Annotated in this window: 13 protein-coding genes; 5 read left to right on the top strand and 8 right to left on the bottom strand. The window is 73.6% G+C overall.

What is annotated here, in order from left to right:
- Nucleotides 1–42: 42 nt before the first annotated feature.
- Complete coding sequence (locus LDO26_RS18210) at nucleotides 43–822, bottom strand: hypothetical protein (protein WP_305068826.1); 780 nt, start codon at nucleotides 820–822, stop codon at nucleotides 43–45.
- Between the two features lie 121 nt (nucleotides 823–943).
- Between LDO26_RS18210 and LDO26_RS11140 the strand changes: the two genes are divergently transcribed.
- The 4 genes from LDO26_RS11140 to LDO26_RS11125 all read left to right on the top strand — a co-directional run bounded on the left by LDO26_RS11140 (nucleotide 944) and on the right by LDO26_RS11125 (nucleotide 3,963).
- Entirely contained in the window at nucleotides 944–1,924 is a 981-nt protein-coding gene (locus LDO26_RS11140) for a pyridoxal-phosphate dependent enzyme (protein ID WP_232131170.1), read from the top strand.
- Between the two features lie 94 nt (nucleotides 1,925–2,018).
- Entirely contained in the window at nucleotides 2,019–2,636 is a 618-nt protein-coding gene (locus LDO26_RS11135; RefSeq protein ID WP_255682196.1) for a YdcF family protein, read from the top strand.
- Nucleotides 2,637–2,708: 72 nt separating this feature from the next.
- Nucleotides 2,709–3,128 carry a ketosteroid isomerase-related protein gene (locus tag LDO26_RS11130; protein ID WP_232131169.1) on the top strand — a complete coding sequence of 140 codons (420 nt, stop codon included), beginning with the start codon at nucleotides 2,709–2,711 and terminating at the stop codon, nucleotides 3,126–3,128.
- Nucleotides 3,129–3,354: 226 nt separating this feature from the next.
- Nucleotides 3,355–3,963: a hypothetical protein gene (locus tag LDO26_RS11125; RefSeq protein WP_232131168.1), complete on the top strand. Its 609-nt coding sequence runs from the start codon at nucleotides 3,355–3,357 to the stop codon at nucleotides 3,961–3,963.
- 66 nt (nucleotides 3,964–4,029) lie between these two features.
- On the opposite strand, the gene LDO26_RS11120 is transcribed toward LDO26_RS11125, so the two are convergent.
- From LDO26_RS11120 to bioB, 7 genes are all read right to left on the bottom strand, one after another.
- Nucleotides 4,030–4,761, bottom strand: a complete 732-nt coding sequence (locus LDO26_RS11120; RefSeq protein ID WP_435594070.1) for a YitT family protein — start codon at nucleotides 4,759–4,761, stop codon at nucleotides 4,030–4,032.
- A 119-nt stretch (nucleotides 4,762–4,880) separates the two neighbouring features.
- Entirely contained in the window at nucleotides 4,881–5,783 is a 903-nt protein-coding gene (bioC, locus tag LDO26_RS11115; protein ID WP_232131166.1) for a malonyl-ACP O-methyltransferase BioC, read from the bottom strand.
- 112 nt (nucleotides 5,784–5,895) lie between these two features.
- Entirely contained in the window at nucleotides 5,896–6,696 is an 801-nt protein-coding gene (bioH, locus tag LDO26_RS11110; RefSeq protein ID WP_232131165.1) for a pimeloyl-ACP methyl ester esterase BioH, read from the bottom strand.
- Nucleotides 6,693–7,697, bottom strand: a complete 1,005-nt coding sequence (locus LDO26_RS11105) for a multidrug resistance efflux transporter family protein (RefSeq protein ID WP_232131164.1) — start codon at nucleotides 7,695–7,697, stop codon at nucleotides 6,693–6,695. Before LDO26_RS11105 ends, bioH begins: the two co-directional genes overlap by 4 nt.
- Nucleotides 7,694–8,917, bottom strand: a complete 1,224-nt coding sequence (gene bioF, locus LDO26_RS11100) for an 8-amino-7-oxononanoate synthase (RefSeq protein ID WP_232131163.1) — start codon at nucleotides 8,915–8,917, stop codon at nucleotides 7,694–7,696. Before bioF ends, LDO26_RS11105 begins: the two co-directional genes overlap by 4 nt.
- Nucleotides 8,910–9,272, bottom strand: coding sequence for a hypothetical protein (locus LDO26_RS11095; RefSeq protein WP_232131162.1), 363 nt, complete (start codon nucleotides 9,270–9,272; stop codon nucleotides 8,910–8,912). Before LDO26_RS11095 ends, bioF begins: the two co-directional genes overlap by 8 nt.
- Nucleotides 9,269–10,357: a biotin synthase BioB gene (bioB, locus tag LDO26_RS11090; RefSeq protein WP_232131161.1), complete on the bottom strand. Its 1,089-nt coding sequence runs from the start codon at nucleotides 10,355–10,357 to the stop codon at nucleotides 9,269–9,271. Before bioB ends, LDO26_RS11095 begins: the two co-directional genes overlap by 4 nt.
- Before the next feature lie 49 nt (nucleotides 10,358–10,406).
- On the opposite strand from bioB, the gene LDO26_RS11085 reads away from it, so the two are divergent.
- Nucleotides 10,407–11,135: a ComF family protein gene (locus LDO26_RS11085; protein ID WP_232131160.1), complete on the top strand. Its 729-nt coding sequence runs from the start codon at nucleotides 10,407–10,409 to the stop codon at nucleotides 11,133–11,135.
- Nucleotides 11,136–11,150 lie beyond the last annotated feature (15 nt).

The raw sequence follows: 11,150 nt of genomic DNA, 5'->3' as shown, positions 1-11,150 counted from the left end.
CGCGGCAAGAGTGGCCCCAGAAGGGCGCACATGCAAGTGCCATCAGGGCAGGACTTCCCGTCGTGTGACCGGCTGCCGCATTTCACGTTGCGGACGGGACTGGGATTCGCGTTGCGGCTGCGGCCGGGACGCGGCGACAGGGGCCGGACGCGTGCTGGATTGGGGACGCGGCGCGGCAACCGGGCGCTGGGCACCCCCGTCCGGCCGCGGCGACACGCTTACCGGACGGCCCGGCTGCGTGGTTCCCGGCCCGGGACCGGGACGCCCCGGACGCTGGCCGTCGGGTCGGTCCGGACGACCGGGCGGGCGGCCCTCGGAACCACCGGGCCGGCCGGGACGATCGGCGCCCGGACGGCCCGGCGGGCGACCTTCCGAGCCGCCGGGACGACCGGGGCGATCCACGCCGGGACGGCCCGGGGGACGACCTTCCGAACCGCCTGGCCGGCCGGGGCGTCCGCTGTCGGGGCGGCCGGGACGTTCGGGGCGGGCATTCTCGTAGGGTGGCCGCGGCGACGGACGATGGCCGCCGGGACGCCCGGGATATACCGGACGCACGATCACCGGCGGACGGTAGTAGCCGCCGCCGTAACCGTAGTAGGGGTAGCGGTTCCAGGCGCTGTAGTAATAGGGGCTGCCGTAGCCGAGATTGCCGTACCAGCCGTAGCCGCTGCCGTAGCCGACGCTGCCGTACGGCGCGCCGTAGCTGCGGTAGGTGGTGCCCGGCGTACCGTAGTAGTAGTCGCCACTGCCGCCGCGATAGCCATAGGTTGCGCAGCCGGAGAGCGCGACGCACGCAACGAGGATCAATGCTTTGCGGATCATGACGTCCACCCCTGTCTGTGTGGACCCAGCTTCCGCCCAAGCCATTGAATCAGTGCTTAATTCTCCGGTCCCGCGATGTGCTGTCATGACCGCTCGGCCCGACCTCGGCTAGGCTTGCGCGATGAATACGCCATCGCTCCCGGTTTTCGCCGACGTCCTCGCGGCCGCCGCGCGGATCGCACCGCATGCGCACGTGACGCCCGCGCTGCGGTCGCGCTCCCTCGACGCGCTGGCCGGCTGCACGCTGCACTTCAAGGGCGAACACCTGCAGCGCACCGGCGCGTTCAAGTTCCGCGGCGCCTGCAATGCGGTGTGGTCGCTCGGCGACGCCGATGCCGCGCGCGGCGTGGTCACGCATTCGTCGGGCAACCATGGCGCGGCGCTGGCACTGGCGGCGCGTTCGCGCGGGATTGCCTGCCACGTGGTCGTGCCCGAAGGTGCGGTTGCGGCCAAGCTCGCGGCGATCGCGGCCTATGGCGCGGTCCTGCACCGCTGCGCGCCGACCCTGGCCGCGCGCGAAGCGATGTGCGCCGAGGTCCAGGCGCGCACCGGCGCGACCCTCGTGCATCCCTATGCCGATCCGCGCGTGATCGCCGGCCAGGGCACCGCTGCGCTGGAGCTGCTGCACCAGGCGGGACCGCTCGATGTGCTGGTGGTCCCGGTCGGCGGCGGCGGCCTCGCCGCGGGCACCGCGCTGGCGCTGGACGGGGTCGCGCCGCATACGCGGCTGGTACTGGCCGAGCCGGCCGGCGCCGACGACACGCTGCGCTCGCTGCGTGAAGGCCGGCGTGTCGACGATCTCGTTCCCGACACGCTGTGCGACGGCCTGCGCGGCCTGCTCGGCCTGCCCAACTTCGCGATCCTCGCCGCCCATGGCGGCGACGGCCGCGCGCCGCCGGTCGACGCGGTCGCGGTCGCCGACGACAATGCCGTCGCCGCGATGCGGCGGTTGCTGGTGCACGCCAAACAGCTCGTCGAACCCTCGTCGGCGATCGCGCTGGCCGCAGTGCTCGCCGATCCGGCACGCTTCGCCGGCCGGCGCGTCGGCGTGCTGCTCAGCGGCGGCAACGTCGACCCAGACCGCCTGCCCTGGCACTCCTGATTCCCGCCCGCCGCCCCCCGTCCCACGCCAGCCGATCCATTCCCGCCGCTCCAGCCCGCCCGACCGACAAGCCCGACCCGATGAGCCCATCCCGATGAAACGCCAGCGCCAGCGCACGCCCGGCCGCCGCCTGCTCCGCCTCCTGCTGCGGGTGCTGCTGCTGTGCGTGCTGTGGCTGGCCGGCGTGGCCGCGTGGATCGTGCACGTCGGCAACCGCGACGACGCCGGCCCGGCGGACGCGATCGTCGTGCTCGGCGCGGCCGCCTACGACGCGGTGCCCTCGCCGGTGTTCGAGGCGCGCATCGCCCACGGCCTCGACCTGTACCGCGCCGGGCATGCGAAGACGCTGATCTTCACCGGCGGCTACGGCGGCGCCAGCGCGCGCTTCTCCGAATCGCAGGTCGCGCGCCGCTACGCCCTGCGCAAGGACATTCCCGGCGACGCGATCCTGATCGAGTCGCGCTCGCGCACCACGCTGGAGAACCTGGTCGAGGCACGGCAGCTGATGCAGGAGCACGGCCTGCACCGCGTCATCATCGTCAGCGATCCGCTGCACATGGCGCGTGCCCTGCGCACCGCGCGCGCACTCGGCATCGACGCGGTCGGCTCGCCGACGCCCAGCACCCGCTTCCGCACCCTGCGCACGCAGTCCGAGTTCCTGGCGCGCGAGGTCTACTTCTTCCACCGCGACCTGTTCGGTCCGGGCGACTGAGAGACCGGGCGTCATTCGCCCGCCTGCTGCGGCGCTCGATCCACTCCCGACCTCTGAACCGGAGCCCACACGATGACGAACCAGACCCCGCACGACGCCGCCCTCGCCCTGGTGCGCGCCTACTACGCCGCGTTCAATGCCGGCGACCATGCGGCGATGCTCGCGCTGCTGGCCGACGACGTCGTCCACGACCTCAACCAGGGCCCGCGCGAGACCGGCCGCGACGTGTTCGCCGCGTTCCTGCAGCGCATGGACCACTGCTACCGCGAGCAGTTGCAGGATGTGCGCGTGCTGGCGTCCGCGGACGGCCGCCACGCCGCCGCCGAGTACGTGGTGCACGGCGCGTACCTGGTCGCCGATGCCGGTCTGCCGCCGGCCCACGGCCAGCGCTACGTCCTGCCCGGCGGCGCGTTCTTCGACATCCGCGACGGCCACATCGCACGCGTGACCAACTACTACAACCTCGAGGACTGGCTGCGACAGGTCGGCTGAGGCCTTCCCGGCGAACGGACCGCGGCATCCATGCCGCGTGCGTCCGGGTGCCGTAGGTCGGGGCCACGCCCCCGACGGACGGAGACCGCATGCGTCGGGCGCGTTGGCCCGACCTACGGCGGGATCGCACAGGTCCCGCGTGCCGTCCGATCGGATGGCACCGCGTTCAGCCATCGCTGCGGCGCGCGCCCTAGACTCGCGGCAACCCATCCACGAGGACGCGCCGATGCGCCCGACCCGCGCCGCCCTGCTGCTGGCCGCCCTGCTGGCGCCTGCCGCCGCGCCCGCGCAGCAGTACGAGATCGACCTGTCGCGGATCGACGCGGCCGCGGTGCTGTCGACCGGCGGCGACGTGCTGCGCCGCGCCTCGGCACCGGCCGTCGACGAGCTGTTCCAGGCGGTGCTGCACGCCTCGCGCCAGCCGCACGAGGCACGTGCGCTGTGCGCTTTGTTCGAACCTGACGCACGGCGCGACCTGGCCGCGTTCCAGCGCACCGTCGACCGGCTCGGCCCGGACAGCCGCAACCGCTTCGCCAGTGCCTTCGTCAATGTCGCCGCGTCAGGACTGCAGGGCCAGCCGCAGGCCTACGACACCGCCGCAGCGCAGCAGGTGCTGCGCGCGGCCGCGGTCACCGCGACGCTGCTGCACGACGGCTTCATGCTCGGCATGACCGCGACCGGCACCGATGCCGACAGCCGCGAGGCGCGTTGCCGCTCGTTCCGGCAGATGGTCGACGTACTCAACGACCAGCCGCAGCCGCAGCGCGTGCTGGCCACGCGCTGGCTGCTCAACGAAGGACTGACGCTGGTGGCCGGCGACAACGCCAGCGGCTGATCTGCCGGCGGCTGCGCGCGGCGCGCTCCGGCATTCCAACGCCGCTGCGTTCAAACACCCCGGCGTTCACACACCCATGTAACGGCCGGGGCGGTGGTTGAACAGCAGCACCAGGTTCAGCACACAGACGCCCAGCGCCGAATACAGCACCTTCGACGGTGGCACCACCGCCAGCGCGGCCAGCATCAGCACCGCATCGAATCCCATCTGCAGCTTGCCCGCGCTCCAGCCGCGGCTCTGCTGCAGGTAGACCACGACGATGCCGACGCCGCCGAGGCTGGCGCGGTGGCGGATGAACGACAGGATGCCCATGCCCACCAGCGCGCCGCCGAACACCGCCGAGAACAGCGGCGTCATCGACGCGAACGGCGCCCAGTGCGGAATCATGTCGGCGACCACGCCGGTCACGCCGACCGCGAGGAAGGTCTTGAGGGTGAACTCCCAGCCCATGCGCCGCACCGCGATCCAGTAGAACGGCAGGTTGATCAGCACGAACAGCAGGCCGAAGTTCCAGCCGGTGGCGTAGTGCACCAGCAGCGAGACGCCGGCGACGCCGCCGACCAGCAGGCCGCCGGTGGCGAGGATCGACATGCCCAGGGCGCTGACCAGGCTGGCGAGGACCAGGCCCTGCACGTCCTCCAGCGGCGTGTGCCGCTGCCGGGACGGCGCCGGCGCCGCAACCTCGACCGCGGCCTGCGCGGCGCGGTCGTCGTGGGGCGTCGTCGTCTCGGAAGTGGAAGTGGTGGCGGGCACGGGCGCGGCTGGCGAAGGAAGGCATCGGCAGGATCGATGCTGCATTGCAGCATAGCGCGCGACGATACGACATGAAACCGCGCGTTGCCGCGGGGCCCCGGCCTGCCCGGCCACAGACGGCGCTGGAGACCTGCGGCGCCGCTCTGCGACGCGGGTACGTCGGCTCAGCTGCGGCGCCGGCGTACCGGAATCGCGCTGGCCGGAAAGCGCGCCAGTTCGCCGCCTTCCTCGCGGATCGGTGCGCCGTGCGCCGGCGACCAGGCCATGGCGGTGATCGTCTCCCAACTGGCCGGCAGCAGGCCGTCGGCGCCGCGGAACTGCGCGTAGTGCGCGGCGGCGGCGGCGAAGCGGGCGCGGCCGGTCAGCGCGCGGCGCCGGCCCTGCAGCGCATTGGTCGCACCGATCGCACGCAGTTCGCGCATCAGCGCCGTCATGTCCGGGTAGCGCTGCACCTCGACCTCGCGGTCGAGCACCGGATCGCGGAAACCGGCGCGCATCAGCGCGTCGCCGAAGTCGGCGATCGACGGGAACGGACTGACGTGCGGCGCGTCGTCGGCATGGCCGAAGGCCTCGCGCAGTTCGACCAGGGTCTGCGGGCCGAAGGTCGAGCACAGCAGCAGGCCGCCGGGCCGCAGCACGCGGCGGAAGCCGGCGAACGCGGCCGGCAGGTCCTCGACCCACTGCAGGCACAGGTTGGAGAACAGCACGTCGACGCTGTCGTCGGCCAGCGGCAGCCGGCGCAGGTCGGCGCAGACGCGGTCGACCGGGCGCTGCAGGCCGAGGCGATCGCGCCAGCCGCTGCGCACGGGTGCCTGCTGCAGCATCGGCAGCGCCAGGTCGAGCGCGACGATGCGCGCCTTCGGCCAGCGCGCGCGCATCGCCAGCGCCGCATGCGCCGGGCCGCTGCCGACATCGAGCACGACCTCCGGCACCCGGTCATCGAGGTAGTCCAGCGATTCGAGCAGGCGCGCCTCTACCTCGCGCTGCAGCGCCGCGGCGCCGGCATAGCTGGCGGATGCGCGCGAGAACGCACGACGCACCTGGGTGGAATCGAAGATGCGGTTCATCGGGAAACAAAATGCATGGGAAAGAAAGCGCCGGAGAGACGCCAGTTTCCGCCATTCCCGCGTAGGCGGAAATGACGGGTCAGCCCTGCCGGCGATGCGCGTCCAGTGATGATCAGATCCCCTCACCAAGCGCCAGCAATCGCTCGGCGACCACGTCGGCGTGGGTCAGGAACGGCGCGTGGCCGGCATGCTCGATCGTGTACGCCTCCGCGCGTGGTGCCAGCGCCGCCGCCGCGCGCATCGCGCGCGGGTCGACCAGGCGGTCACGGCGCCCCGACAGCCACAGGCTGGGCACCCGCAGCGCCGGCAGGTCGGCCCGCAGGTCGCTGGTTTCCAGCAGGCCGAGCCCGTCGGCCAGCACGCGCGCGGCCGGCTCGCCGCGCGCGAACACGTCGTGGCGCAACGTGCGCAGTTCGCCGCGCGCATCGTCCGAGCCGAAGGCCTCCAGCGCGATGAAGCGGTCGAGCGTGCCGCGGTAGTCGCTGCGCAGGCCAACGGCGAAGTCGCGGAAGATCTCCGGCGACATGCCGAACGCCCAGTCCGCGCCCTTCACGAACCGCGGGCTCGCGCACAGCATCACCAGCCCCGCCACGGCGTCGGGCCGGCTTGCCGCGGCCTGCAGCGCGAACAGGCCGCCGAGCGACCAGCCCAGCCACGGCGCACGCGGCAGCGCGTCGGCCAGCACCTCGACCACCGGCGCCACGGCCAGCGGCAGCGCGGCGTCGCGGCTGTGGCCGTGGCCCGGCAGGTCGACCAGGTACAGCGTGCGCTGCGCCTGCAGGCGCTCGCGCAGCGGCGCGAACACGCCGCCGTGCATCGCCCAGCCGTGCAACAGCACCAGCGGCGGGCCGCTGCCGGCGACCTCGATGTGCAGGCCGTGCGGATTGGCCAGCGTCGCGGCGCGCGTGCTCATGCGCCCTTGTCCGTGCGCAGTTCGCGGGTCCTGCGCAGGCTGCCGGCGGCGGGCCGCGCGACGACCGCGGCGAAGGCAACGATGCCCAGGCTGATGATCGCCCCGCCGGCCAGCGCCCAGCCGCGCGGCCAGGCCTCGTGCAGGAACAGCACGCCCAGCAGCACCGCGAACAGCAGCTCGGCGGCCTGCATCGCCTCGGCCGCGCCGAGCGCGACCGGGTTGTTGCGGACCATGCCGGTGGCCTGGAAGAACAGGATCGTCGCGACCACGCCCGACAGCAGCGCGACGCCCGCCGCCAGCCACACCTGCGGCAGCGACGGCGCGCCGGCCTGGTGCCAGGCGAACGCGGCGACCAGCAGCCACAGCGGCTGGCTGGCGAGAGTCATGCCGAACACCCGCTGGGTCGCGTTGAGCGCCTCGCCGGTGCGCTCCAGGTGCAGCAGCAGCAGGCGGTTGCCGAGCGGATAGGCGACCGCGGCGGTCAGCACGCAGGCCAGCGCGATCCAGCCGGCGCGATCGAGGCCACGGCCACCATGGCCGAACTGCATCAGCAGCACGCCGGCCAGGATCACCACCGCCACCGCCAGCCCGGCCGGCGGAATCCGCCGCCGTGCGTCGCGGTACAGCAACGGCGCGCACAGCATGCCGGCGATCACGGTGAACTGGAAACTGCCGGCGACCAGCCACGACGGACCGCTGGACGCGGCGTAGCTCAGCATGCAGTAGAACAGCAGGAAGCCGATCGCGCTGCAGCGCAGCCACGCCCACGGGTGCGCGACGATCGCGCGCCACACCGGCGCCACGCCGCCCTGCCACGGCATCAGCGGCAGCAGCAGCGGCAGGGTGATGAAGTAGCGCAGCGCCGCGGTCCATGCCCAGTGCCCCCCGCCGCTGGCGCTGGCGCGGTTGAGCACGTAGGTCATGGTGAAGAACAGCGCCGACGCCAGTGCGATGCCCACCGCCAGCAGTGCGCGGCGGTGGTCGTGTTCGAGCGGACTCATGCCGAGGCCGCGTCTGCGCCGCGGAGAGTCGCCAGGTCGCGCGCGGCGGCGACGGCATCGACCACCGCGTCGACCTCGGCATGGCTGTGCGCGGCGCTGAGGGTGATGCGCAGCCGCGCCTGGCCCTCGGGCACGGTCGGCGGCCGGATCGCGGCGACCCAGTATCCGGCCGCATCCAGCGCCCGCGACAGCGCCAGCGCCTCGGCGTTGCCGCCGCAGCGCAGCGGCTGGATCGGCGTGTCCGACGGCATCAGGTCAAGCCCGTGCGCGCGGGCGCGATCGCGGAAGCGCCGGATGAGCGCATGCAGGCGCGTGCGGCGCCAGTGTTCGTGCCGCGCCAGCTTCACCGCGGCCAGCGCCGCGGCGGCCTGCGCCGGCGGCAGCGCGGTGGTGTAGACGTAGGGACGCGCGGTCTCGCGCAGGTGGCCGACCAGGTCCGCGTCGCCGGCCAGCACCGCGCCATGGCCGCCGAGCGCCTTGCCCAGCGTCGCCAGCTGCAGCGGCACGGTCGTGGCATCGAGCCGCGCCTCGGCGACGCTGCCGCGGCCTTCCGGCCCGGTCACGCCGATCCCGTGCGCGTCGTCGACGTACAGCAGCGCCTGCTGCACGCGGGCGACGATCGCCAGCTCGCGCAGCGGCGCGCTGTCGCCGTCCATGCTGAAGATGCCGTCGGTCGCCAGCATCGCGGCGCCGTCGGGCAGCGTGCGCAGCTGGCGCAGCGCGCCTTCGGCGTCGGCGTGCGGATAGCGACGCAGCCGGCAGCCGGCCAGCCGCGCGGCATCGATGAGGCTGGCGTGGTTGAGGCGGTCCTGCACGCAGGCATCGCCGTCGCCGAGCAGGCCCTGCAGCACCGCCAGGTTGGCCGCGAAGCCGCTGCCCAGCAGCAGCGCCGCCGGCACCTGCAGCCAGTCGGCGACCTCGCGCTCCAGCGCGTCGTGCAGCGCGTGGTGGCCGCAGACCAGGTGCGAGCCGCCGCTGCCGGTGCCGGCGCTGGCGGCCGCGTCCTGCAGCGCGCCGGTCACCGAGAAATGCTGCGACAGGCCGAGGTAGTCGTTGCCGCAGAAATTCAGCAGCCAGCGGGCGTCGCCATCGTCGCCCAGGACCTCGCAACGCATGCCGTCGCGGCGCAGGACCGTTCGCCGCACGCGGCGCAGCGCGCGCGCATCGCGCTGCTGCGCGGCCTCGCGCGCGCGGGCCCGCAGGTCGGGGCGTTCAACCACCGTGGCGGGCCCAGATCGCCAGGGCGCCGAGCGCGACGGCGGGCAGCGCCAGCAGGCCGTTGATCGCGACGCCGGCGCGACCGGCGCGGCCGAGACCGAGCTCGCGCGCCTGCTGCGCATCGGTCGTGCTCTTGTGCGCCAGCACCAGCACCGCGGCGAACAGCGCGGCGGCGAAGCCGAGACCGGCGCCGGCGTCGCGGAAGTACAGCACCACGCCCCAGGCCAGCACGCCGACGGCGAGCAGGCGCAGCGCGGCCAGCGGCTTCGGCTGGCCGGCGCGCAGCGCCAGCGCGAAGCCGCTGAGCCCCACCAGCGCCAGCAGCGCGAGGTAGGCCCAGCCCGGCCACGGGATCATGCAGCGCAGCTCGCGGGATGCAGCGCGAGCGCGGGGTGCTCGACGATGTCGGCGTGCACGGTGCCAGGGTGGTCGTGGCCATCGGCGTCGACCGTCACCGGCATCGGCCGCAGGCCCAGCCGCGCGAACAGCGCCATGTCGCGCTCGGTGTCGGGGTTGCCGGTGGTCAGCAACTGCTCGCCGTAGAAGATCGAGTTGGCGCCGGCGGCGAAGCACAGCGCCTGGATCTCGTCGCTCATGTCCGCACGTCCCGCCGACAGCCGCACCATCGAGCGCGGCATCAGGATGCGCGCGACCGCGATCGTGCGCACGAACTCGAACGGGTCGAGCTCGGCGATGCCGTGCAGCGGCGTGCCCTCGACCTGCACCAGCCGGTTGATCGGCACCGAATCCGGGTGCACCGGCAGGTTGGCCAGGGTCTTCAGCAGGCCCGCGCGCTGGCGCCGGGTCTCGCCCATGCCGACGATGCCGCCGCAGCAGGTCTTCAGGCCGGCGTCGCGCACGTGGCTGAGCGTCTGCAGCCGGTCCTGCATCTCGCGGGTGTGGATGATCGAATCGTAGAACTCGGGATCGGTGTCGATGTTGTGGTTGTAGTAGTCCAGGCCCGCGTCCTTCAGCGCCCGCGCCTGCTCGCCGGTCAGCATGCCCAGCGTCGCGCAGGTCTCCAGGCCCAGCGCCTTGACCTCGCGGATCATCGCCGCGACCTTCGGCACGTCGCGGTCCTTGGGCGAGCGCCACGCCGCGCCCATGCAGAAGCGCGAGGCGCCCGCGGCCTTGGCCTGGCGCGCCTTCTCCAGCACCGCCTCGGTGCTCATCAGCTTGGTCGCGGTCACGCCGGTGTGGTAGCGCTGCGCCTGCGGGCAGTAGCTGCAGTCCTCGGGGCAGCCGCCGGTCTTGACCGACAGCAGGGTGCTGACCTGGACCTCGGCCGGGTCGAAATGCTGGCGGTGCACGCTGGCGGCGCGGAACAGCAGCTCGGGGAACGGCAGGTCGAACAGCGCCTCGATCTCGCTGCGGGCCCAGTCGTGGCGCAGGGGCGGCAAGGGCTGGCCGGCTTCGGGGCGGGCGTGGCTGACAACGGACATGGGGATTTTCCGACAGAACCGGACGGTCGAGACCGGCAGTCTGGAAAGCATGCCCGAGCCTGTCAACCAGAATCCGCCCGGTCCGGTTGACGCCCCCTGGCGCCGCTGGCTGCGCATGCTGGCGCCGCCGCGCTGCCTGATCTGCCGCGAATGCGCCGCCAACGGCATCGATCTGTGCCCGGCGTGCGCACGCACGCTGCCATGGTCGGGCAACGCCTGCCGACGCTGCGCGTTGCCGCTGGCGGGTGCCGACCCGGTCTGCGGCGCCTGCCTGCGCCGGCCGCCGCCGCTGGCCGAAGTCCGCGCCGCATTCGTCTACGGCTTCCCGCTCGACCGCCTGCTGCCGCGCTTCAAGTTCCACCGCGACCTCGCCGCCGGCGCCCTGCTCGCCGACTGCCTCGCGCGCACGGTCGCGCCGCTGCCGCGTCCGGATGCGCTGGTGCCGGTGCCGCTGCATCGCGCGCGCCTGCGCCAGCGCGGCTACGACCAGGCGCTGGAACTGGCGCGGCCGCTCGCATGCCGGCTGGCGATGCCGCTGCGCGACGACCTGCTGCGGCGGGTCCGCGACACGGCGCCGCAGTCGCGCCTCGACGCGAAGGCCCGCCGCCGCAACGTCCGGCGCGCGTTCGAGGCGGCCGCCACTGCGCCGCTGCCGACGCACGTGGCGCTGCTCGACGACGTCATGACCACCGGCGCGACCCTGCACGCCGCGGCCATCGCGCTGCACCGGGCCGGTGTCGCCCGCGTCGATGCCTGGGTCTGCGCGCGGGTACGATGACCTGCCCTGCCCATC

It is taken from the genome of Proluteimonas luteida (assembly GCF_021191695.1).
GTDB classification, from domain to species: Bacteria; Pseudomonadota; Gammaproteobacteria; order Xanthomonadales; family Xanthomonadaceae; genus Luteimonas; species Luteimonas luteida.
The sequence above is the reverse complement of the archived record's forward strand: the minus strand, read 5'-3'. Positions and strand labels throughout refer to the sequence as shown.